Annotated in this window: 23 protein-coding genes and 1 pseudogene; 9 read left to right on the forward strand and 15 right to left on the reverse strand. The window is 50.5% G+C overall.

Features of this window, described 5'->3' with window-relative positions:
• Nucleotides 1-330: 330 nt before the first annotated feature.
• Entirely contained in the window at nucleotides 331-582 is a 252-nt protein-coding gene (locus ACE5LO_RS14665) for a hypothetical protein (RefSeq protein WP_375520776.1), read from the reverse strand.
• 678 nt (nucleotides 583-1,260) lie between these two features.
• Between ACE5LO_RS14665 and lpdD the strand changes: the two genes are divergently transcribed.
• Nucleotides 1,261-1,611 carry a prenylated flavin chaperone LpdD gene (gene lpdD, locus ACE5LO_RS14670; RefSeq protein ID WP_375520777.1) on the forward strand — a complete coding sequence of 117 codons (351 nt, stop codon included), beginning with the start codon at nucleotides 1,261-1,263 and terminating at the stop codon, nucleotides 1,609-1,611.
• A gap of 35 nt (nucleotides 1,612-1,646) precedes the next feature.
• On the forward strand, nucleotides 1,647-1,889 hold the full coding sequence (locus ACE5LO_RS14675) for a DUF3977 family protein (protein WP_375520778.1): 243 nt from the start codon (nucleotides 1,647-1,649) through the stop codon (nucleotides 1,887-1,889).
• Nucleotides 1,890-1,954: 65 nt separating this feature from the next.
• On the opposite strand, the pseudogene ACE5LO_RS14680 reads toward ACE5LO_RS14675, so the two are convergent.
• From ACE5LO_RS14680 to deoR, 8 genes and pseudogenes are all read right to left on the reverse strand, one after another.
• Nucleotides 1,955-2,664: pseudogene (locus tag ACE5LO_RS14680) on the reverse strand (helix-turn-helix domain-containing protein).
• A gap of 157 nt (nucleotides 2,665-2,821) precedes the next feature.
• Nucleotides 2,822-3,568 carry an amino acid ABC transporter ATP-binding protein gene (locus tag ACE5LO_RS14685; protein WP_375520779.1) on the reverse strand — a complete coding sequence of 249 codons (747 nt, stop codon included), beginning with the start codon at nucleotides 3,566-3,568 and terminating at the stop codon, nucleotides 2,822-2,824.
• A gap of 13 nt (nucleotides 3,569-3,581) precedes the next feature.
• Nucleotides 3,582-4,250: an amino acid ABC transporter permease gene (locus ACE5LO_RS14690; protein WP_375520780.1), complete on the reverse strand. Its 669-nt coding sequence runs from the start codon at nucleotides 4,248-4,250 to the stop codon at nucleotides 3,582-3,584.
• A 65-nt stretch (nucleotides 4,251-4,315) separates the two neighbouring features.
• Entirely contained in the window at nucleotides 4,316-5,164 is an 849-nt protein-coding gene (locus tag ACE5LO_RS14695) for an amino acid ABC transporter substrate-binding protein (RefSeq protein ID WP_375520781.1), read from the reverse strand.
• 193 nt (nucleotides 5,165-5,357) lie between these two features.
• Nucleotides 5,358-6,659 carry a pyrimidine-nucleoside phosphorylase gene (locus ACE5LO_RS14700; RefSeq protein ID WP_375520802.1) on the reverse strand — a complete coding sequence of 434 codons (1,302 nt, stop codon included), beginning with the start codon at nucleotides 6,657-6,659 and terminating at the stop codon, nucleotides 5,358-5,360.
• Nucleotides 6,660-6,728: 69 nt separating this feature from the next.
• Entirely contained in the window at nucleotides 6,729-7,439 is a 711-nt protein-coding gene (gene deoD / locus ACE5LO_RS14705) for a purine-nucleoside phosphorylase (protein ID WP_375520782.1), read from the reverse strand.
• 166 nt (nucleotides 7,440-7,605) lie between these two features.
• Entirely contained in the window at nucleotides 7,606-8,271 is a 666-nt protein-coding gene (gene deoC, locus ACE5LO_RS14710; protein ID WP_375520783.1) for a deoxyribose-phosphate aldolase, read from the reverse strand.
• 157 nt (nucleotides 8,272-8,428) lie between these two features.
• Nucleotides 8,429-9,364 carry a DNA-binding transcriptional repressor DeoR gene (gene deoR / locus ACE5LO_RS14715; protein WP_375520784.1) on the reverse strand — a complete coding sequence of 312 codons (936 nt, stop codon included), beginning with the start codon at nucleotides 9,362-9,364 and terminating at the stop codon, nucleotides 8,429-8,431.
• A 251-nt stretch (nucleotides 9,365-9,615) separates the two neighbouring features.
• Between deoR and ACE5LO_RS14720 the strand changes: the two genes are divergently transcribed.
• Together ACE5LO_RS14720 and ACE5LO_RS14725 are read left to right on the forward strand one after the other, a co-directional pair.
• The gene (locus ACE5LO_RS14720; protein ID WP_375520785.1) at nucleotides 9,616-10,110 is read left to right on the forward strand and encodes an ArsR/SmtB family transcription factor; all 495 of its coding nucleotides are present in this window, start codon (nucleotides 9,616-9,618) and stop codon (nucleotides 10,108-10,110) included.
• Nucleotides 10,111-10,182: 72 nt separating this feature from the next.
• The gene (locus tag ACE5LO_RS14725; RefSeq protein ID WP_375520786.1) at nucleotides 10,183-11,475 is read left to right on the forward strand and encodes an MFS transporter; all 1,293 of its coding nucleotides are present in this window, start codon (nucleotides 10,183-10,185) and stop codon (nucleotides 11,473-11,475) included.
• Between the two features lie 81 nt (nucleotides 11,476-11,556).
• Here the strand turns inward: ACE5LO_RS14725 and ACE5LO_RS14730 are convergent, their stop codons facing one another.
• Entirely contained in the window at nucleotides 11,557-11,814 is a 258-nt protein-coding gene (locus ACE5LO_RS14730; protein ID WP_375520787.1) for a GlsB/YeaQ/YmgE family stress response membrane protein, read from the reverse strand.
• A gap of 209 nt (nucleotides 11,815-12,023) precedes the next feature.
• Between ACE5LO_RS14730 and ACE5LO_RS14735 the strand changes: the two genes are divergently transcribed.
• From ACE5LO_RS14735 to ACE5LO_RS14745, 3 genes are all read left to right on the forward strand, one after another.
• Nucleotides 12,024-12,284, forward strand: coding sequence for a YkgJ family cysteine cluster protein (locus tag ACE5LO_RS14735; protein WP_375520788.1), 261 nt, complete (start codon nucleotides 12,024-12,026; stop codon nucleotides 12,282-12,284).
• Between the two features lie 146 nt (nucleotides 12,285-12,430).
• Nucleotides 12,431-13,588, forward strand: a complete 1,158-nt coding sequence (locus ACE5LO_RS14740) for a WIAG-tail domain (RefSeq protein ID WP_375520789.1) — start codon at nucleotides 12,431-12,433, stop codon at nucleotides 13,586-13,588.
• 113 nt (nucleotides 13,589-13,701) lie between these two features.
• Nucleotides 13,702-14,667, forward strand: a complete 966-nt coding sequence (locus ACE5LO_RS14745; protein WP_375520790.1) for an acetylxylan esterase — start codon at nucleotides 13,702-13,704, stop codon at nucleotides 14,665-14,667.
• A 66-nt stretch (nucleotides 14,668-14,733) separates the two neighbouring features.
• Here ACE5LO_RS14745 and ACE5LO_RS14750 read toward each other — a convergent pair whose 3' ends face one another.
• Complete coding sequence (locus ACE5LO_RS14750; protein ID WP_375520791.1) at nucleotides 14,734-15,048, reverse strand: DUF3817 domain-containing protein; 315 nt, start codon at nucleotides 15,046-15,048, stop codon at nucleotides 14,734-14,736.
• Between the two features lie 217 nt (nucleotides 15,049-15,265).
• Between ACE5LO_RS14750 and tlp the strand changes: the two genes are divergently transcribed.
• Complete coding sequence (tlp, locus tag ACE5LO_RS14755; protein ID WP_375520792.1) at nucleotides 15,266-15,493, forward strand: small acid-soluble spore protein Tlp; 228 nt, start codon at nucleotides 15,266-15,268, stop codon at nucleotides 15,491-15,493.
• Between the two features lie 98 nt (nucleotides 15,494-15,591).
• Complete coding sequence (locus tag ACE5LO_RS14760) at nucleotides 15,592-16,596, forward strand: LLM class flavin-dependent oxidoreductase (RefSeq protein ID WP_375520803.1); 1,005 nt, start codon at nucleotides 15,592-15,594, stop codon at nucleotides 16,594-16,596.
• Between the two features lie 165 nt (nucleotides 16,597-16,761).
• On the opposite strand, the gene ACE5LO_RS14765 is transcribed toward ACE5LO_RS14760, so the two are convergent.
• The 4 genes from ACE5LO_RS14765 to clpP form a co-directional block, all read right to left on the reverse strand.
• Complete coding sequence (locus tag ACE5LO_RS14765) at nucleotides 16,762-16,983, reverse strand: hypothetical protein (RefSeq protein ID WP_375520793.1); 222 nt, start codon at nucleotides 16,981-16,983, stop codon at nucleotides 16,762-16,764.
• A 73-nt stretch (nucleotides 16,984-17,056) separates the two neighbouring features.
• The gene (locus tag ACE5LO_RS14770; RefSeq protein WP_375520794.1) at nucleotides 17,057-18,700 is read right to left on the reverse strand and encodes an amino acid ABC transporter ATP-binding/permease protein; all 1,644 of its coding nucleotides are present in this window, start codon (nucleotides 18,698-18,700) and stop codon (nucleotides 17,057-17,059) included.
• Nucleotides 18,693-20,849, reverse strand: coding sequence for a DUF454 family protein (locus ACE5LO_RS14775; protein ID WP_375520795.1), 2,157 nt, complete (start codon nucleotides 20,847-20,849; stop codon nucleotides 18,693-18,695). The genes ACE5LO_RS14770 and ACE5LO_RS14775 overlap by 8 nt, the downstream gene beginning before the upstream one ends.
• A 298-nt stretch (nucleotides 20,850-21,147) precedes the next feature.
• Nucleotides 21,148-21,729 carry an ATP-dependent Clp endopeptidase proteolytic subunit ClpP gene (clpP, locus tag ACE5LO_RS14780; RefSeq protein WP_375520796.1) on the reverse strand — a complete coding sequence of 194 codons (582 nt, stop codon included), beginning with the start codon at nucleotides 21,727-21,729 and terminating at the stop codon, nucleotides 21,148-21,150.
• Between the last annotated feature and the right edge of the window lie 9 nt (nucleotides 21,730-21,738).

Consider the following 21,738-nt stretch of genomic DNA (forward strand, 5'->3'; position numbering starts at 1 on the left):
AGTTTGGAAATAAAAAGAGGTAATTGGAAAATTCAGTTACCACTAAAGTCAGTATAGTTATCACGTTGACACCAGGCAAGCTCTTTTTTGGAAATTTATATGATTTTGATACTTTTTTCTCATTCTATGATGATCATAAAGACCTATATACGGTGTGTTTTTCTATATTTCACACTCATTTTTCGTAGGAATTATGACGAAACAAGGCTTCTTTCACGCAAATTCTCAGCGCGTTACGGAAGCCTAATAGAAATTTTCTATCTTCATTCGTTATTTTCTATAACATCATCATTCCATCGAAAACAACCGTCAAACAAACCCGAATTTTAGTTAGCGTATCCGGTATGTGCGGGGCTTCTCCACTTGCACGGCAGCCTGTGACGATCTCTGTTGACGAAAAGCCTGCAGTGCAGACGCAAGGCTTCCCTGTCTGCGGATATACAATATTCCCGCCAGAAGGATGCCCATTCCCACAGCCATGATCAATGTGGTGAAAACCGTCAGCAGAAAGGTCAGGCAGAGCACTACAGAATCCCCGTTCCGCAGGCGTAAAATTTGCATGAAATGATGTCTTTCACTCATATTCCAGGCCACCACCAGTGAATGTTCCCACCGCCTAAAGAGGAGGGGGCTTCTTGTTTCGACGATCGCTGCCTCTCTGTAGGAAAGGTCTGACTGGATCTCCACAAGCGTTCGATGCGGCACACGCATTCCGTTCGGGGAAAACCCTCCCTACGGTATTCGGTCTATCACGCTACGATGCTCAAAGCCCGCTGCAAAATGACCTAGGCCGAAACGATGTCCCTGTCCTGCACCAGTGCAGCACGCCGGCCATAAGCCCCGCGACTAACAGATGCTCATATCCATACTGCATCACGATCGCCAGCAAAACGGGAATGAACGCTCCCGTAGGGCCCCCGATCTGGAACTGTGAACCAAAAAAATGAATAAGCAGGGTTGACAACTTCCACACATTGCCATTAGATTTAAACCTATAACCGTCTTTCCAGACGTAATGGATTCCGAATACACAATGACCTGCAGCCGCAGACGATGAGCCTGCGGTTTTTACTTTTTACATAATATTAAAATATAGGGAATATAGTTCCATGAATACAACATCCGTACTTCAGGGGCAGCAGTCCCCAGCGTAAGAACTGGATAAGAAACGCAAAAACGAGTGGCTGAAGGAAGCCGCTGCAAAATCGGCTTTTTAATATCCTGCCGGACTGATTTCGGGAGCAAAGGAGAGCGGTGTTGGTGATTCATTTGGAGAGAAGCGCAGGCCGGATCCGGCTTGTACTGGATGCTTATTTTATGGGTGAGGACGTAGTCGTGCTGCTGTCCGGGGGCGACCGTCCCCATCTGGGGACCATCACCGCAGGTGCCCGGCTGGAGCCGCTGCAAACAGTACAGCTGCAAAACCACAAGGAGTTCTACATTACCGAGGAAATCGCCGTCCGCCTGCGCAAGCAGTTCCGTGGAAATTTCGCAATCTGCTGCGGCGCGCATTTGGACGATATTACTGCCGAAGAGATCGGCCTGCTTACAGAAATGGGTGTCAGCCTCGGGAATGAATTGATCATGTTTTTAAATAAACCCGGAACATAACAGGATGGCATCGCAGTTAAAAGAGGAGGCCAATTGTGAAAAAATATGTAGAGTTCGGGATCGGAAACAAATGGTTTGTTCGAACCGAGTTCGAAGGAGATGACGGCCACGAGATAGAACATAAGGGCATTTTTATGCCAAAAAGGCTTGAATCCCTTTACATTAGAATTTGGATTAAATATACAGTTATAGTAATCGACTCGAAAGAAGGTATTAAAAAATATAAAAAGTCACGTAAAGGTTTTAAATTTCTTTTAGGACTATCCGGGTGCGATTAAATGGTCAATTTAAATGCTCATGGGAAGCTCTCATTGCCAATTAGAGCCCAGCACATGCCCTGATTTCATTGTAGAGGAATGTAAATGCTCATCTTCATCCGATCCGGATAACGTGAACCCCTGACATCCGTCACCTCAAAATCCGGCCCTTCCCGGCGGATATAGTTCGAATTCGGCAACCAGACTCCACATATGTATTTTCTTACGTTTAATCAGGAGCAGCTTTATCCGGGATTTGCAGAAAATACTGATTCATGCCGAAATCATGATAAAAACCGGGAATTTCCGCGAAATATCTTTCATCCTCCAATGTCGTTTTATAACGAACCCCCAGAATAGGAATGCTATTGAGATTCACCAGGTTTGGCTTATTCATCTTCATTTCTCCTTTGATCGTCAACTCACGGAACTTTAGAAAATCAAGCTTGGCTTGTCCCGAAATGTCTCGTTTGTGCTTAGACTTCCTGTACCTTGCGGGTGTAACACCACAAAACTGCTCAAACGCTCGCGTGAACGCTTCCTGGGACTGGTATTGAAAAGATAATGCCGTATCCAGTATCCCTGCATCTGTGCCGCGCAGCACGGCAGCCGCTTCCGTCAGTCTGCGCTTGCGGATATATTCCTGTACCGAAAAACCGGATATGGCCTGAAACAGCCGCTGAAAATGAAACGCCGAAAAACCCGCCTGCCCCGCGATCTGTCTGATGTCCATAGTTTCCTGCAGATTGGCCTCCATATAGTCAACAGCGGACTGGATGCCTTTGTAATAGTCCATGCCTTCAACCTCTCTTTCATTTCACTGTATATGTGGCTATTGTACGATAAGCGGACTCGTTTTTTTTGATTTGTTGTGCTCTATTTATAATGTGCAAAAAAAGCTGTCCCAAGCAACATACGCCTGATAGACAGCCTTTAATATCACCATATTCAATTTAATCCTCCTGCCCACTGATGCGTCGCAGAAACTGCACCGCCCGCGGACTGGTCGGATTGCCGAGCACCTGCTGTGGCGGCCCTTGTTCGACAATATGACCGCCATCCATGAAAATCACTTTGTCCGCCACATCGGCGGCAAATTTCATTTCATGTGTTACGACCGCCATCGTGCGCCCCTCGGCGGCTAACTGCTTCATAACTTTCAACACTTCGCCGACAAGCTCAGGATCAAGCGCCGAAGTCGGCTCATCGAACAAAAGCACTTCAGGCTCCATTGCCATTGCCCGGGCAATACCGACTCGCTGCTGCTGCCCTCCGGACAGCTGATGCGGGTAGGCATCGGTCTTTTCAACCAACCCAACCTTGTCCAACAGCTCCAGAGCGCGTGTCCGGGCTTCCGTTCTATCCTTCTTCTGCACAGTCACAGGTCCTTCCATCACATTCTGTACAACAGTCATGTGTGGAAACAGGTTATATGATTGGAACACCATGCCTGTTTTCTGACGCAAAGCCAGTACATCTTCTTTCTTCAGCTTCGCTCCAAAGCTCAGCGACAACCCGCCCAGTTCAAGTGTCCCCTGATCAGGCAGCTCCAGCAGATTAAGACAGCGTAGCAGCGTTGTTTTGCCCGACCCCGAGGGACCGATAATAACAAGCACCTTGCCCTTCTCCAGCGTCAGGTCTACTCCCTTCAGCACCTGCAGCGGGCCGAACGATTTATGCAAATTGCGGATCTCGATCATCGGCACCCTCTCCTTATTTGACAGCATGGCGGCTTGTCCGTTTTTCGAGATAATTTTGCAGCGCAGACAGCACCGAGCTGAATGCCAAATAAATCACACCGGCTACAGTGTATACAAGCAGCGGTTCATACGTAGTCGCTGTGATCTGCTGTGCTGCACGAAACATCTCTACATAGGTAATGGTGGCAGCAAGTGATGTATCCTTCACCAGACTGATGAAGGAATTCCCAAGCGGGGGCACCGATACACGCGCAGCCTGAGGCAAAATGACACGGCGCAAGGCCTGCGCTCTCGTCATGCCCAATGAGGATGCCGCCTCCCATTGCCCTGTCGGAATGGACTGGATCGCAGCCCGGAAAATCTCCGAATTATAAGCCCCCACGCTCAGCGTAAAACCGATGATGGCGGCAAGAAACGGATTCAGCACAACTCCTATGGAAGGAAGGCCGTAGAAAATAATGTACAACTGTACCAGCAACGGCGTGCCGCGGATGACCCATACGTAGAAGCGGGCGATCAGGTTGGGGATCTTCCAATTGGATAGCCGCACCAGGGCGGTAGCCAAAGCTAAGATCAAGCCGAGCGCAAAGGAAATAAGCGCCAGCGGAATCGTAAAAGCAACCCCTGCTTTAAGCAGGGGCCAAAAGGAATCGATTAATATCTGTATTTTGCGATCGTCCATCAGCCAGACATCCTTTTACAGTCAATTCGCAGTCCCTTGAGGATCATCCAGGGATGACCCGGACCTTATTTGGAAACATCCTCACCGAAGTATTTCTTGGAAATGGTCAGATAGGTTCCGTCAGCCTTCATATCGGTCAATGCCTTGTTCACAGCCTGCACCAGATCATCACTGCCTTTGTTGAACAATGCCGCGCTTTCCGCAGCGTTGTCGGCTTCCGCAACCGATTTGAGCGGTACATCCGGACGCTGTGTCTTCAAATCCAGGAAAGACAACCCGTCATTGACAGTTGCATCCACACGCTTGGAGAGCAGCAGATCAATCGCCTGGTTGAAGCCTTCTGTACCTACGATTTCAGCGCCATTGCTCTTTGCAATTTCTGTCAGGTTGCTCGTCAGTGACTGTGCGGACTTTTTACCCTTCAAATCCGCAAAACCCTTGATATCGTTATTGTCCTGATGCACGATCAGTACGGCTTTGGAGACGATATACGGATCGGAGAAGTCATATTTCGCCTTCCGTTCATCGTTGATGGACACTTCGTTAAATACGACGTCAAAACGCTTGGCATCCAGACCTGCGAACATGCCATCCCACTGAGTCTCGATAAATTCCGGCTCCACGCCGATACGCTTGCTCACTTCCCGGGCAATATCCACATCAAAGCCCGTCAGGTTGCCTGCTGCATCGTGAAATGTAAAAGGAGCGTATGTGCCTTCGGTACCGATCCGCAGCTTGCCGCTCGCTTTAACAGCATCAAGCCCGCTTTGCGCTTCATTATTGGCCGCTTCCTCGCTGCCTGCAGCTGTGTTAGCAGTGTTATTGGAAGCGGCATTATTGGCATTGCCGCCGCAAGCCGCCAGCAAAACCATCGTAAATGCCAGCATCAAGGTCAACAAACTGAATTTCTTCATATCCTTCACTTCTCTCTTAATTTTATATTCTAAATGCGGGACAATCCCGGCAAAAAGAATAGTACACTATTGAATTATCTGAGTCAATCTATTTATTATAATTCCAATGAATTTAGTAAGAATTACATAAATCTATACATTCTATGAAAAAACAGACCCCAGGGAACTTAGTCCCTTAAGGCCTGCCTTTCCATTACTCCGTTACGACACCGTGCAGCAGTACGGGAGCTTCCGCATGCTCAGCAATGTGCACATTCGCATAAATTTTTTCCAACACCTCATCCACATTCTCCCGATTGGAATGAATGGTCATCAGGGATTCTCCCACTTGCACGCTGTCGCCGATTTTCTTGTTCAGCATAATGCCGACCGCCAAATCAATTTCGGATTCCTTCGTAGCGCGGCCTGCGCCGAGCAACATCGCTGCCGTGCCGATTTCGTCGGCCACCATCTCGGCTACCACGCCGTCCTGCCGTGCCGGAACCTCAATCCGGTAGGCCGCCTGCGGCAACCGCTCGGGATGATCCACCACGGACGGATCTCCACCCTGATTGGCGATGAACTCCTTGAATTTCTCCAGCGCCTGTCCGCTGCGGATCGCTTCCTTCAGCTTCTCTTCCGCTTCTTCCAGCGAATCGGCCTTCTGCGCCAAATAGACCATCTGTCTGCCAAGCGCCAGGCACAACTCCTCCAGATCCTGCGGCCCCTGTCCCTTCAGTGTATCAATCGCCTCCTGGACCTCTAGCGAATTTCCGATCGCGAATCCGAGCGGCTGGCTCATGTCCGAAATGACGGCCATCGTCTTGCGGCCAACGTTGTTGCCGATGCTGACCATCGCTTTGGCCAACTCCACGGCCTCTTCGGCTGTCTTCATGAAAGCGCCAGCGCCTGTTTTTACATCCAGCACGATGGCGTCTGCACCTGCCGCAATTTTCTTGCTCATGATCGAGCTGGCAATCAGGGGAATGGAATTGACAGTTGCCGTTACGTCGCGCAACGCGTACAGCTTCTTGTCAGCCGGCGTCAGGTTGCCGCTCTGGCCGATGACCGCAATTTTATGCTCATTCACCAGCTTGACGAATTCGTCCTTGGTGATTTCCACATGGAAGCCTGCGATCGATTCCAGTTTGTCGATCGTGCCGCCAGTATGTCCCAGCCCGCGTCCCGACATTTTGGCCACCGGAATGTCCAGTGCCGCCACGAGCGGAGCCAGTACCAGTGTCGTCGTATCTCCTACACCTCCAGTGGAATGCTTATCCACCTTAATGCCTTCAATCGCGGACAGATCAATCGTTTCTCCGGACTCTACCATGGCCATCGTCAGATCCGCCCGTTCACGGGCCGTCATGTCCCTGAAGAAAATCGCCATAGCCAATGCGCTTACCTGATAATCCGGAATCTGGCCGTTCGTATAACCGTCGATGACAAAGCGGATTTCCTCGGTGGTGAGCTCCTCTCCATCCCGTTTTTTTTCAATGATGTCTACCATTCTCATCATGAATTCTCCTCACTATGCACAATACTTTGCGCCCAAAAATGGACGAATCAATCCATATGCTGTACGTTACTCCAGCGTAATCGCAGTTTCCAGCGCAACCTCCATCATATCGTTAAATGTAGTCTGCCGTTCTGCAGCAGTCGTCTCTTCTCCCGTAAGCAAATGATCACTTACCGTGAGAATCGTCAGCGCATTCACCCCATGCTTGGCAGCCAGCGTATACAGCGCGGTCGTTTCCATTTCTACACCCAGCACGCCATGAGCCATGAGCTTCTCCACGACGGATTTATCGTCACGATAGAACATATCGGAGCTGAAAATATTGCCGACATGCATATTCAAACCTTTGGCCACCCCACGCTCATACGCTTCTTTCAGCAGATGGAAGCTCGCGATCGGCGAGAAATCGTATCCGCCGAACACATGCCGGTTCATGCTGGAATCCGTACAGGACGCCTGCGCCAAAATCACGTCACGCACACGGACATGCTGCTGCATACCCCCGCATGTACCAACACGGATCAGATTGCGTACGCCATATTCAGTAATCAGTTCGTTCGAATAAATGCTGATGGACGGAATGCCCATGCCCGAGCCCTGCACGGAAATCCGCTTGCCACGGTAAGTTCCCGTAAACCCGAGCATACCGCGCACCTCGTTGTAACAGCTCACATTCTCCAGATAAGTTTCAGCTATGTACTTGGCACGCAGCGGGTCGCCAGGCAGCAGAATCGTTTCCGCCACCTCTCCCTTTTGTGCTCCAATATGTATGCTCATGTGCAATTCCTCCTTCAGGGATGATAATAAACCAAAAGATAAGCTTACTCTAAATGATTCTTAATGCGTGCCCCACTGAAATTATAGGAGCAATCCGGCCCCGTTCCCTGCTGGCTGCATAAGCCATACCAGCCTGGATCGAGTCTCGTTCCCTATTGTTTCCCGATTAATAGGAAGCGGTGGATTGTCCGCCTTCCATAATTTTCACACCCGAGCTGGCTCCGATGCGTGTCGCCCCCGCTGCGATCATACGCTCCATGTCTTCCCGGCTGCGCACTCCTCCGGACGCCTTGACCCCTAACTTGTCACCTACCGTTTTACGCATCAATGCCACATCTTCTGGAGTAGCCCCGCCTGTAGAGAAACCGGTCGAGGTCTTGACGAAATCTGCACCGGCTTTAACAGACAGCTCACAAGCACGCACCTTCTCCTCATCCGTCAGCAGACATGTTTCAATGATGACCTTCACGAGCGCTTTGCCCTCCGCAGCCTCCACAACCACCCGGATATCCCGTTCAACCAGTTCATCATTGCCATCCTTCAATGCGCCGATATTAATGACCATATCCACCTCGGTCGCTCCCTTGGCAATCGCATCACCCGCCTCAAAAGCTTTGACCTCGGAAGTAGAAGCCCCCAGCGGGAAACCGATTACAGTGCATACCTTCACATCCGTGCCCTTCAACATCTCTGCCGCAAGAGCAACCCTCGCCGGATTGACACACACAGACGCGAATTTATATTTCTTCGCTTCCTCGGCCAATGTGCGGATTTCCGCTTCTCTTGCGTCCGCCCGCAACAGTGTGTGGTCGATCATTCCTGCCAAATTCATTTAAACCGCTCCTTTATACAATTCTTTGCAAATCATTTCCTGATCAGCTCAAGCCTATACTAACACGCGTTTGAACTTAAGTAAATTCACTCATGAAATTTTGTTCACCATTGCTGAGAGGCTCACAAAACGCCGCATTGCTGCAATTCTTTGCTGGTCAGATCAACAACGCTTGAGCGGTAAACTGATCCGTCACCAAAATGTTGGCGTACCTCCCCACAAGCGCCGCCCGGATCGCGTCAATTTTACGCTGGCCGCCTGCTACCAGGATCGACTTCTCCTTCTTTTGCAGATCAGCAAGATCGATGCCTACGGTACGGTTGTTAATCTCCTCGCTGCATATGTGTCCGTCTCTGTCAAAAAAACGCGAGCAAATGTCCCCTGCACCGGTTTGCTGCAAATAAGCCTGCTCTTCCGCACTGAAATAGCCAAGCCTGAACAGCAGTGCGTCCTCCTTGACGGTTCCCACTGTAAACACCGCGATGTTGGCCTGTTTACCCAGCTCGATTATGCGGCGGATGTGCCGGTCCTCTTCCACCATCTGCTTCAGAGCGACGCTATCGAATATGACCGGCAGCGGCAGGTAGCGGGCAGTAGTGTGAAAGGCATCAGCGAATAGATGAACGGTTTCTGCAGCATATGTATTGACATGTGAATGGCTGACTCCCCCTTTGAGTTGTACTACCTCAACTCCCCGTACCGGTTTGGATTCGAGCTGCTGTGCCACCGCATGCATCGTTGTTCCCCAGGTTACACCGATAATGTCCGAGTCCTGTACCGTCTCCTGCAGGAAATCGGCAGCCTTTTTGCTGATATGCTTCTGAATTACCCGGTATTCATTCTCGGGCGAGTAACAAACCAGCACCTGATCAAGACCGTAGGTCTGCTTAATCTCTTCCGCCAGGGCATCCAGATCTTCAAGCGGATCGATGATGCTGATCCTGACAAACCCGCGGTCTTTGGCATACTGCAGCATGCGGGACACCGTAGGACGGGATACGCCCAGACGCTCGGCAATGTCCTGCTGGCTATAATCCGACAAATAATAAAGGCGGGCAGCTTCTATGCTTAACCTCTGTTTCTCGTTTTCCATAATATTCAACCTACTTATCTGCATTAATGGGCAACAATCTGGCTTTTTCACACAAACTTTATTATACCTTCTCCCGCTGTTATTTACGATGCTTCGTTCAGTTACTCTTAGGGGCTTATCAAGGAAATTGGAAATCGGATGCCTGCCCTGAATTTGTTGTTTACCGGATAGATTCAGTCATATATACTGTTAATCAGACCATTCTGGAATCCAGAATATTTCATTTTTCAGATCAAAAGAGGTGACGGTTATTGAAGTACGAGCATTCTCATGAAGCAAACGGCCCAAACGACACGCTTGTCATCAACGAGCAGCAGAAAAAGCTTCTGCAAAGCGCCCTGCGCATCACTATTATGCATGCCCTCGGCAATGAGCCGAAAACGGCCAAACAGGTGGCAGACCAGCTTCACAAAACTCCGGGAAACGTCCATTATCATATTCAACGCCTTTATGAGGCAGGGCTGCTGGAGCTGGCGGATACCCGGACACAGGCCGGTATTGTGGAAAAGTATTACAAGGCCAAAGGGACCCGCTTTCATTATCCGGGCGCCAAAGAGGATGGAATGCATAATAGCGAGTCTGTCATGGACTGGTTCAGCAGATTGCATCTGTCCGCCCCGGAATTCAAGGAGTTCCGGGACGATTTGATCACCCTGCTTGAAAAGTGGGAAAAGCGCACAGGAGACAGCGACGAATTTGCAGTCAGCATCCGTGTAGCCCGCATCTCGTCTGAACAGAATGAGTGAGTCTTCCGCTTACGACCTGGCCTTTGCTACGAAGGAATGCTACTTAATGATGTAAATTGGAGGATTTTAGCGATGAATTCAGAAACTTCCGCTGCTGCAGCTGCTGCGGCATCACAGCCCCCAGACTCAGGCTGGCGCAATTTTATTACACCGATCAGGCAGTCCAGGGCGTTTACCCTGCTTTGGCTCGGACAATGGATTGCCGTGCTCGGCAGCTCCGTCACTACCGTCATACTGCCGATCGTGATTTATTCCGTTACCGGCTCCACCACCATTATGGGGTTGGCAATGGCGGTTTATATGCTGCCCAATGTACTGGTTCTTCCCTTTTCCGGATGGATCGTTGACCGGGTAGACCGGGTCAGGCTGATCCTGTTCACGAATGGCACTCGCTTTCTGCTCATGCTTTGCGCCTGTTTCACCATGCTGGGAGGCCGTATGAATCTGCCACTTCTGTTTGCGGGACTTGCTGTCTACGGGCTGATGGACGGGATTTTTAATCCCGCATACTCGGCGCTGCGGGCACAGGTGTTTACGCCTGACATCCGGAACGCGGCGAACGCCCTCTCCCAGATCAGTGTACAGGCCGTACGTCTGCTTGGACCGCCGCTGGGTGGTATCATCGTGTCCGTTACCTCCGCCGGCATCGGCTTCGCCCTTGACTCGCTGACTTACCTGGTTTCCTTTCTCTGCTTTTGGTTGCTGTCCTCAGTTCTTGCAGGTATCCCGTCGTCATTCCGGGATTCAACAGGCGGGAAAGGAAGCTTTATTTCTGAATTTATGGAGGGTTTCCATGTTTTAAAAAAGGAGCCATGGCTGTGGATCACGATTCTGGCTTTTTGCTTCATCAATATATGCTACACCGGCATCATTTCCGTACTTGTGCCGTGGCTGTTCAAGGTTCATCACGGCTACAGCCCTATCATATACGGACTGGCCATGACCGGCACCGGCGCAGGAGCTATCATCGGAGCTTTCGTCTATGGCGCAAAGCGCACATGGAAGCACCGCGGACTTATTGCCTACGCCGGAGCCTTTGCCAGCGGTCTGGCTCTTTTTCTGCTCTCTTGTATCAATTGGATGCCTGGTTTGATTCTGATCATGTTTCTTGAAGGATTCGGCATCATGATGTTTGCGATCATCTGGGAGACCAGCCTGCAGGAGCTTGTGCCCCCGGAAGCGTTCGGCAGGGTTGCCAGCCTGGATATGCTCGGTTCCTTTGCCCTGCTTCCTGCCGGTTATCTTGCCGTCGGCGCTCTGGCTGATCTGATTGGGGGCATCTGGACGATTCAGTTGTTTGCGCTCATCGGAATGGCGATCGTGGCAGGCGTGCTGTGCATCCCTTCCATACGCCGTTTTCAGTAAAACTTATAACCCTGTTGAATCAGCAAAAAACCGCCAATAAAATACATTGGCGGTTTGTGGTACGATGTGGCAACGACAGGTTTATCCTCTGCTTCTTCCCATGGAACGGAATATCAAGCTTACGATGGCAACCAGAACAATCGCTCCGATCAAGGCCGGAATGATGTAGAAGGTGCCGATGACAGGACCCCATTGGCCCAGAATCAGGCTGCCCAGCCAGCCGCCGATGAAACCGGCGATAATATTGCCGATAATCCCTCCCGGAATATCCCGGCCTACGATCATGCCTGCTAACCAACCAATGATACCGCCTACGATCAATGCCCATAACCAACTCATATTGTCCCACCTCGTTTAATTTTTTGTCGTTGTGATTTATTATTAACCAAATACAAGGATTTGTAACACGGGAAATGACTCCATCCTAACATTTACCATTTCGACATCACCTTGCCCGCATAAAGCGGTTCCACCTTCTCCTGACTTCTGTTACACTGGAAGCAATTCCAAGACGCTGCGGAAAATCCGAAGAAAAGAGGGGGAAGGCCATGGAATGCAGAGCAGGCTGCGCCGCATGCTGCATCGTCATCAGCATCTCATCACCCATTCCTGGCATGCCTCATGGCAAGCCTGCAGGAGTTCTGTGTTCTCAGCTCACGGAGAACGGGAAATGCAGGCTGTTTGGCCAGCCGGAACGCCCGGTAGTCTGCAGCGCGCTGCATGCATCCGAGGAAATGTGCGGGGCTACGGACGAAGAAGCCTATAAAATTCTTGCGGAGCTTGAGGAACTGACACAGCCAGCCGAATAATGCAGCAGCGATCGCTTCCTGATTTCCATGAGGGAGCGGTCTTTTTCTTTTTGTGGAAACGCTGCTTCCCTACTCGTTCCGGTGACAAGGGCCTATCACACTGCATATGATGTCAGTGACGATGACTACAGAGAGGAGAGAGTTATTTGAAAAAAAACAGGCGTACTCCGGGCAGCAGAAGAAAAAAGAGGCCCTATTACGTTGACAATCCTCATATCAATGAGCTGGATTGGTTGACGCCCGCCAAGAAAGCAGAAATGCAAGTTCATGCCGTTGCCGCGCCTAAGACTCTGACAGCTTTCGCCCCTTCGACCGTACAAGCCGAAGCGGCAGAGTATTTCAAGCCTGAAATTGCAGACCAGTCGCAGCAACTGGCGGATCACTCTGTTCTGGGGCGTCCTTTAACCCCCGGTTCGGTTCAGTCCGCTGCGCTTGCTCAGGAAGCAGTTCTATCAGAGCATGTAGCCCACAATGCCATTCATGCGGAGCATTTGCAGCCCAAGGCTGTACTGGCACATAATTGGGGAGCCCAATCCATCTCCAGGGAAGCGAAAAGAGATACAACCGTCATGTCCGGCAAGCTTGCCGATGGCAACGTCATCTCCTTCAAGCTTGGCCGGAAATCGGTGCAATCGATCCATATCGAAGAAGGGGCTGTTCAGGCAGAGCATCTGGCCGACAAAGCCGTGCAAGCCGAACACCTCGCGCCAGGCTCGGTAGATTCCAATCATTTGCAATCATCCTCCGTGCTGGAACACCATATCACTCCGGATGCTATAACAGGAGACGCACTGCAAAAAGGAGCCGTCTCCTGGGATCATTTTAGCGAGGGGCTTCAGGATACCCTGGCCCCTGCAAAGGAACTTGACGGCAGCATGCTGCTTCCAGGTACTGTTGAAATGTCCCACCTTACGGTCGATGTTCAGGCCTCCATTCAGTCCCTTCATGAGAAGGTGGAGCATTTACAGCAGGCAAATGAAGTGGATTCACTTGCAGTAACTGAACAGCCCCGGCAGCCAGCCATTACACCGATCCGGTGCGCCGGGGATCAGCCAGTTCTGCAGCAGTTCGGTCGAATCCCATTCCTGATGCACGAAAACTCAGACATAACGGAAGCGACCGTCACGTTCGATGAGCCTTTTTCAAACCCGAACTATATCCTTGTGGCCATGATCAATCATTCCGCGTTTTACGCTGTACTGAAATCCCAATCCTCTGTAAGCGCCGTACTGGAAATTGCAAAGCTGAGACAGACGGATCAAAATTTCGGCGTGATTTCATGGATCGCAATCGGCAGTGATTAAACAAAAAGCCTTAACCCGTGAGACTAATGGGTTAAGGCTCTTTCATTCAACAAGCCCCTGTTCTGGTATGATGAAAAAAAAGTTGCGGCAATCGCTTGGAGGAGGATAGGATCGTGAATGCAATTGACAAGAGGATCAACGAATTAACCAAATATTATCCTGACTTGACCACCCCCGCTGATCTTGATGCCTTCTGGGAGCGTTCTTTACAAAAGGCGTACACCAAACCGGTCTCAGCCGTTAAAACTCCTGTCCCTACCCCTTATGCGTATATGGAGGTCTTTCACCTCACTTACGAAGGCTGGGATGATACCCCGCTGCACGCCTGGTACATTCGGCCTGCTTTTATGAAGGAAGAGAAGTTGTCCTGTGTTGTGCTGTTTCATGGTTATACTGGCGGCAAGGGTTATCCTGAGCAGTATGCCTCATGGCTCATGCTCGGAATGGCCGTGCTGGCGGTGGACGTGCGCGGTCAGGGAGGAGAGACCGGGAACAGGCTGGACAGCGGCTACGGAACGGTGAAAGGCTGGGTGAGCCAGGGGATTCTAAGCAAAGACACATGTTATTACAAAGCGATCACCATCGATGCGCTCAAAGCTGTGGAGTGGGTATCCACCCAGCCTGATGTCGACTCTGCCAAAATCGCGGTGTGCGGAGCCAGCCAAGGTGGGGGGTTAGCGTTGATCGTCTCGGCCCTTAGCCGCAAGCCTTCCGTTGCTGTAGCCAACATCCCGAATATGTGCCACATGGATTTCGGCATTTTGCACTCCACTGGTTCACTCACTGAGGCAGCGGAGTTTGTCCACCGCTTCCCGGAACACTTTGACAAGGTGCTTGAAACACTCAGCTATTTCGATATGCTTAATCTCGGCTGCCGGATCACCATTCCCGTTATGGTCTCCGTGGGCCTGAAAGATACCATATGTATGCCGGAAACCATCTTTGCCGCCTATAACCGGATTACCTCACAAAAGCGGATTGAAATTTACCCCTTTACCGGACACGACGTCGGTGCTCGTCAGCAGCGGAGGACGGCTGAATTTATTCTCGATCATTTCAATAATTTCAATAATACCTAATAACCCAAAAACCGCAGGAAAAGAGCAGCTTGCCCTCCCTGCGGTTTTATTCATCTATTGAACCTTTTAGGCTGACCTGGAAATGTTCCCGTCTTCCCATTTTCGCATCCACAGCAAATCCATCACGATCAGGCCAAATGGAATAAATGACACAAAGAAAATAATAACGGGCCGGCTCAAAGACCAGTCCAGCGCAGACCTTGCGTAGATCAGGGTCAAGACCAGCAGCAAAAAGGTCGCTCCATAGATGTTGCCAAATATCGTAACAGCCTGCGGCATCCCTGCGCTCTTCAACGGATATGCCACAAACAGTATGAGTAAATAAGCGACAGCCTGAATCCAGGCTGTAAGCCGGAAGCGGCCTAAAGGTGTTTTAAGCACGGTTTTGATCCCCTTTCATGATAAGTCCATTATAACGAAAAGGAGGGCGAACTCCAATAAGCTGCGGTTATCCTGCTTCTCCCTTTATAAGGGCCAAGCCAGACGTTTCCCACGCATGCATAATAAAACATTTGCTTTGGGAAAATGAAGCTGTGCAGAGCAGACATCCATCGTTTTCTCGGGCACATGCAGTCAGAGCAAAAAGGAGGTGCACAGCATGGCAAAACCGGACAACCGTGCCGATAATGTAGAAAAGTTGCAGGATACCGTACAGGATACGATCGAAAACTTCAGAGAAGCCGAAGATTATCTCGACGAGCATGCCGATGAAATTTCAACTGCGGAACGGAATACGATTGAGGAAAAAAATGACCGCCGTAAAACCAGTATCCGCGGCATGCGTGAGGAAATAAAGGACGAGGCCGGACATCAGCGGAATACGTAACCTAAATGCGGCGGGAACCTTGCGGTTTCCGCCGTTTGATTATTTTGACCTATTTGATTGTGTGTGATACAGTTTTGTTTGAGGTGATTGCTAACATGCTGACAAAGCTTGGTATACTTGACCAATCTCATATTCCCGAGGGCGGAACAGCAAAGGATGCCCTTTCCCAGACCACACGGCTGGCTCAGGAGGCGGACCGGCTGGGCTACAGCCGCTACTGGGTCTCCGAGCATCACGCCTCCAAGGCGCTCGCTCACTCCAGCCCGGAAGTGCTGATTGCCCATCTGGCAGCGAATACCGAACGCATTCGGGTCGGCTCCGGTGGAATTATGCTGCCGCATTACAGTGCATACAAAGTCGCGGAAAACTTCAGGCTGCTCGAAGCGCTCTATCCCGGCCGGATCGATCTGGGAATTGGACGCGCTCCTGGCGGGATGCCGCTGGCGACACGGGCGCTGCAGGAGGACAAATATCAGACGGTCGACCGTTATCCGCAGCAGGTAGTGGATCTGATCGGATATTTACAAGATTCTATTATGGAAAACCACCGTTTTGCCGGCCTAAAAGCCTCCCCCTCCATTGAAACGGTCCCCGAGCTGTGGATGCTGGGCTCCAGTGGGGAAAGCGCAAGATTGGCCGCCATTATAGGCGCTTCCTTCGCATTTGCCCAGTTTTTCGGTACTCCTGGAGGCGTTGAGGCAACCCGCCATTATCACGAACATTTCGAACCATCTGTGATGGAAGACCGTCCGCGTTCCATGGCCGCGGTTACCGTGATATGTGCGGAAAGCGAGGAAGAAGCGGATGAGCTGGCCTCCAGTTCCGATTTATTCTTTTTACAACTGCACAACGGCCAGGAACTGAATTCGCTCCCTTCTGTTGAAACAGCCTTATCCTATCCTTATACCGAGTTGGACCGCGAACGGGTCAGACAGTCAAGAGCCTGGCGCGTAGTGGGGACCCCCGCTCAAGCCCTGGAGAAGCTTAAGCGGCTTGCGGAGCAATACCGAACCGACGAGCTTCTCCTAGTCTCCTCCATTCACGATTTCGATAAAAGAATTCGTTCTTACCGTCTGCTCGCTGATGCGTTCGGTCTCAAATAATTCTTGAAAAACAGATTACCTGTCTGCCTTTGACACCATTCTTTATATTCATGCTAAAAAAATAAAAATGCCCACAAAAATCCCGCTGTTGGCCTATAACAGCGGGTTATTTTTCAGGACAGTTAAAGTTCGTCTGCACTTACTATATGAAGTAAATGATTATGATTATCGCACAGTCTCTGAAGTAAGTTCCTTCTCTGTTTCGCTTTCATCGCTGCTGTCGTTTTGAACCTGGCCAATCACCTTATCCAGCAGCTTCACCCATGGAGCAGCGTCACCACCGCAGCTTTCAATATCGCCCAGCCAAGCCTCCAAATGGGATTGCTCTTCCGGCAAATCGATCACCAGACTGTCTTCCTCCACCTCAATAACACAGCTTGATTTCATTTCAATACCCTCTCCTTTTTAAAACCCAAACGAATTATACGCCTCTTGCTGGCCAAATACAATGTCAGGCTTGTTAAAGTTTGATGTGATACACTTCATCTGCGATATTCATCGTGGATTCACGGTGGGATATCAGCACAATTGTCCTTCCTTCCCGTTCCTGATCCAGCGCTTTCAGAATGATGGCCTCATTGAATCCATCCAGATTGCTTGTCGGCTCGTCCAGCAACATTAGCGGGGATTGGCGGATAAAAGCCCGTGCCAGCCCGATTCGCTGCTTCTCACCGCCGGACAGTCTTCCGCCAAGCTCCCCGACCTTTGTACGGTAGCCTTCCGGCAGTGACATAATAAACTCATGCACGGATGCCTTCCGCGCTGCGGCTTCTACGAGTTCAGGGCTGGCATCCGCCCGTCCAATGCGAATATTGGCTTCAATCGTATCGTTGAACAGGAAGGTATCCTGCGTCACATAGCTTTGCAGGCCACGCAGTGCAGCCGTATTGATCACACGGATATCCTGGCCGGATATTTGCACCGACCCGGTCTGTGGATCGTAAAATCTCATCAGCAGCTTGAGCAATGTTGATTTGCCTGACCCGCTCCTCCCTGTGATACCGAGAATGCGGCCACGGGTTACAGGTATACTGATGCCCTCCAATACCGCTCCTCCGTCATAAGCAAAGCTGATGTTATCCCATCCTGCACCGGTAAACTTCGGATGGCTTCCGGTCGTCACTTCTTCCACCGTCTCCTGCTCATCCAGCAGCCGCAGCAGCCGTTCACCGCTGGCAAAAGTCTGCAGCAGATTGTTGGACAGCTGGCTGAGCGCGATTACAGGACCGAAGGAGCTGAAAAGGGCGATGGTTGGAATCAGCACTCCGCTGTAGCTTATCTGGCCCGCAGTCTGGAGATGCAGACCTGCAAGCAGCAGGACAAAGGAGAATCCCAGCACCGCGGCCTCCGATAATGCACGTGTTACGCCCTCATGCTTCTTCAGCGATTTCTGCTTGCCTTCAAGCTCATGAGTCATCTCTGAAATGGTACTCAAACGCTGCTTGCCGCAACCATACTGAATGACTTCTTTGAGCCCGCTCAGGCTGTCCAGAAAATAGCTGCTGAGCACCCCAAAGCTGTCCCGGTATTCCATACCCTGGCGTTTTCCGATACGGGAGGTGACAATGGGAATGATCAGACCCACTGTAATGTAGGCGGCAGCGGCAATGCAAGCCAGCGTTCCGCTGTACGCTGCAATGAAGATTGTCATGATCAGGGATGTTATGACACCGATCACAACAGGTGCTATCGTATGAGCGTAAAATACTTCAAGCAGTTCAATATCACTGGTGATTATTGCAATCAGGTTTCCCTTATCGCGTCCTTCCAGCTTGGCTGGTGCCAGCCTGCGCAGTGTCTGGAATACCTTGTCGCGCAACACGGCCAACAGCTTGAAAGCAATATAGTGGCCGCTGATCTGTTCTCCGTAGCGCAGTAGCCCGCGCAGAATGGCACAGACTGCGACAGCACCAGTGATAAGCCCGGGATTCAGTGACTGATCCATTCCCATGCCGTACAACAGCAGGTATCCACCCAGAATGGGAATTGCTATGGCTGCCAGAAAGCCCAGCACCCCGAATATAATCGTCACCAGCATGATCGGCACAAGCGGACCCAACAGTACCATCAGCCTTGCCATAATGTTCAGGCCGCTCCTACGCATATGCCATGCCCCCTTTGGCAAATTGCTCAATTTGCTGCTGGCTGTTGAACAGTGCCGCGTAATGGCCATTTAGCCCCAGCAGCTCACGATGTGTACCGCTTTCCACAAGCCGCCCCTCCGACAACACATGGATACAGTCAGCCTGTACGACATTCGCCAGCCGATGCGAAATCAGAATAATCGTTTTGCGTCTGGCCAGTGTGTGAATGACCTCCATAATCTTCTCTTCACTTTCTACGTCAATGTTAGAGGTGGCCTCATCAAAAATGTAAATATCGCTGTCATGCAGTAAGGCTCTGGCCAGGGCCATCCGCTGGCGCTGGCCGCCGGACAGATTGGCCCCCTGCTCTTCCAGCGCATAGGACAGGCCACCTTGGGAAAGTACGAATTCCCGTAAATTCACCTGCTCCAAAGCCTGCAACAGATCATCCTCATCCGCAGCCGGCGCTCCCATACGCAGATTTTCCTTAACCGTTCCCTTGAAAATATGACTGCCCAGGCTCACCAGTGTAATCCGCTGCATGACTGTCTGCTCCAGTATATCCCGCCTTTCGCTTCCTCCCACAATCAATCGTCCCTCATAACCGTTCACAAAGCCCATCATCAGTGCGGCAAGCGTACTTTTGCCTGAACCGGATTGGCCTACGAAGGCAGTCAGACTGCCTTGCGGAATGTCCAGGTTAATATCCTTGAGCGTTGTTTGCCCGGCCTCTCTTTTCGCACCATTGTAGGAAAAACTTAATTGCTCCAGTTGGATGCTCCCATCATGGATAGTGCCGTTGCCCCGCTGTCGTTCATCGAGCTCAAGCAGCTCAAAAATCTTGTCGCTGGCCGCCATGCCATTCATGGCAATGTGAAAATAAGAGCCAAGCAGCCGCAGGGGAATGAAGAACTCCGCCGATAGCAACATAACTGTCAAGGCGCCCCACAGAGGAATCCGTCCCGCGGCGAATTCATTAGCAGCTATGATCACACCTATTGCGGCTCCACCGTAGGCGATGATGTCCATGATCGCAACCGAGTTCAATTGCATACGCAGCACACGCATGGTCATCCGCCGGAAGCTTTCAGCAGTGGCATTCATCTCCTCGTGCCGCTGCTCGTCGGCTGCATAGATTTTCAGGGTGGTCAGTCCTTGCAGATTTTCCAGGAATCCATTACCGAGATTGACGTAGCTTCCCCAGTACTTGCTGAACAGCTTCCTGGCGAATCTCATAATTGCAATGATTGATACGGGAATGAGCGGAACACAAATCAGCAGGATTAATGCCGATTTGAAGCTGATGAACGACAGGATAACGAATAAAGTCAAGGGAGCAAGCAAACTATAGAACAATTGCGGCATATAACGTCCAAAATAATGCTCCAACTGCTCCACACCCTCCACGGATATCTGAACCGCTCCGGCAGTTGAGGTCCGCTCCGTGTACCCAACCCCCAGTTTCAACAGTTTGCGGTATAGACTGGTACGCAGGGTTTGCTTGGCATTGTTTGAGGAGCGCCAGGACAGCAGGCTGGCGACATAAGCGCAAATACAACGAATGCCAATGGACCCGGCAATAATTCCGCAGGCCAGTAGAGTAAAGCCTCCTGTCAGTTGTCCCTCCCAGCCGCGCTGCAGCATCGTTGCAACCGTAATAACCGCACAGACGTTGGCTAACAGACCGATCCAGTTCATCAGAACACCAAGTGCAATATATTGGCGGGAATGCTCAACCAGAGCCAGCAGTCTGCTATCCATCATTTTTGAGCGCTTGCGCGGTGCATCGTTGCTTGCTTCACTGACTCGGGGGCTTTCTGTACGAATCCGAAATATAAAATAGTAGTATTTGAAAGCTGCTGCCAACAAGATTCCTCCTTTGACCCAGAAGGAATTTGAAAGAATAAAAGCAAGTGCCAGCATGGATGAAGCAAATCCGACCGTTATGATCTTGGTCCGCAGCTTCATGGAACGGGTGCGTATAAAGCTCTCCAGATGATTTTTGTACAGCCTTGTCGATAGGAACCATTGATTAAATCGATCTGATCCCCGTGCAAAGCAAAGGGCGGACAGCAACAAGAAGGGAGTGCTCGGCAATAAAGGGAGAACTGCCCCGGCTGCTCCTAAAGCGAAGAAAAACAAACCCAATCCAACATATATGGGCTTCAAAGTATACACCTCCATAGAATTCATTCTGCAGCTTCGAGTACTTGCTCATGGTATGTAGTTCACCCCTCCTCTCTTGACCCATAATGTATCAGACAAAAGAAGTGGTGATATTATTTTCGATAATGATAATCATTATCAATAAAATATTATATACATTTTTATTTTTCTCTCATGTGATTATGCTCACAGCTTATTAAATATCTGCAAATATTTACGACGAAAGATCCTGGAGATGTTGTCTTACCAAAACAAAAAAACAGGAAGCTCTCGCTTCCCATTTTTAAAGGCTGGTTTTCAGTTAAACACGTGTGACGATCCGGTCCACCAAACCATATTCCACCGCTTCTTCAGCTGAGAAAAAATGGTCCCGGTCCGTATCCTTCTCTATGCGCTCTAACGGCTGACCCGTATGATCGGACAAAATTTTGTTCAGTTTTTCCCGGCTTTTCAGAATTCGTTCCGCCTGTATCCGGATATCGGAAGCCTGACCCCGAGCCCCTCCATGCGGCTGATGGATCATGATCTCGCTGTTGGGCAGGGCAAGGCGCTTGCCCTTGGTACCGCCGGTCAGCAGAATCGTTCCGAAGCTTGCCGCCATACCGATACATATCGTTGATATATCAGGTTTCACAAACTGCATCGTATCATAAATGGAAAACCCGGCCGTCACCGATCCTCCTGGGCTGTTAATGTACATTTGAATATCTTTCTCGGGATCTTCGGCAGCCAAATGCAGCAACTGGGCCACAATGATGTTCGCCATATGATCTTCAATCTCACCGGACACCATAATGATACGGTCTTTCAACAGCCTTGAATAAATATCATAGCTGCGTTCTCCACGGCTGGTCTGCTCCACAACGTACGGTATAGCATTCATATTGCATTC

It is taken from the genome of Paenibacillus medicaginis (assembly GCF_042138635.1).
Lineage (GTDB): Bacteria > Bacillota > Bacilli > Paenibacillales > Paenibacillaceae > Paenibacillus > Paenibacillus medicaginis.

Coding starts and splice junctions, on each gene's coding strand:
- ACE5LO_RS14695 (WP_375520781.1), bottom strand. CDS start 5,164: ATGAAGAAATTCAGTTTGTTGACCTTGATGCTGGCATTTACGATGGTT.
- clpP (WP_375520796.1), bottom strand. CDS start 21,729: ATGAATGCTATACCGTACGTTGTGGAGCAGACCAGCCGTGGAGAACGC.
- ACE5LO_RS14665 (WP_375520776.1), bottom strand. CDS start 582: ATGAGTGAAAGACATCATTTCATGCAAATTTTACGCCTGCGGAACGGG.
- deoC (WP_375520783.1), bottom strand. CDS start 8,271: ATGAATTTGGCAGGAATGATCGACCACACACTGTTGCGGGCGGACGCA.
- ACE5LO_RS14690 (WP_375520780.1), bottom strand. CDS start 4,250: ATGGACGATCGCAAAATACAGATATTAATCGATTCCTTTTGGCCCCTG.
- ACE5LO_RS14725 (WP_375520786.1), top strand. CDS start 10,183: ATGAATTCAGAAACTTCCGCTGCTGCAGCTGCTGCGGCATCACAGCCC.
- ACE5LO_RS14765 (WP_375520793.1), bottom strand. CDS start 16,983: ATGAAATCAAGCTGTGTTATTGAGGTGGAGGAAGACAGTCTGGTGATC.
- ACE5LO_RS14770 (WP_375520794.1), bottom strand. CDS start 18,700: ATGCGTAGGAGCGGCCTGAACATTATGGCAAGGCTGATGGTACTGTTG.
- tlp (WP_375520792.1), top strand. CDS start 15,266: ATGGCAAAACCGGACAACCGTGCCGATAATGTAGAAAAGTTGCAGGAT.
- ACE5LO_RS14730 (WP_375520787.1), bottom strand. CDS start 11,814: ATGAGTTGGTTATGGGCATTGATCGTAGGCGGTATCATTGGTTGGTTA.
- deoD (WP_375520782.1), bottom strand. CDS start 7,439: ATGAGCATACATATTGGAGCACAAAAGGGAGAGGTGGCGGAAACGATT.
- ACE5LO_RS14700 (WP_375520802.1), bottom strand. CDS start 6,659: ATGAGAATGGTAGACATCATTGAAAAAAAACGGGATGGAGAGGAGCTC.
- ACE5LO_RS14735 (WP_375520788.1), top strand. CDS start 12,024: ATGGAATGCAGAGCAGGCTGCGCCGCATGCTGCATCGTCATCAGCATC.
- deoR (WP_375520784.1), bottom strand. CDS start 9,364: ATGGAAAACGAGAAACAGAGGTTAAGCATAGAAGCTGCCCGCCTTTAT.
- ACE5LO_RS14685 (WP_375520779.1), bottom strand. CDS start 3,568: ATGATCGAGATCCGCAATTTGCATAAATCGTTCGGCCCGCTGCAGGTG.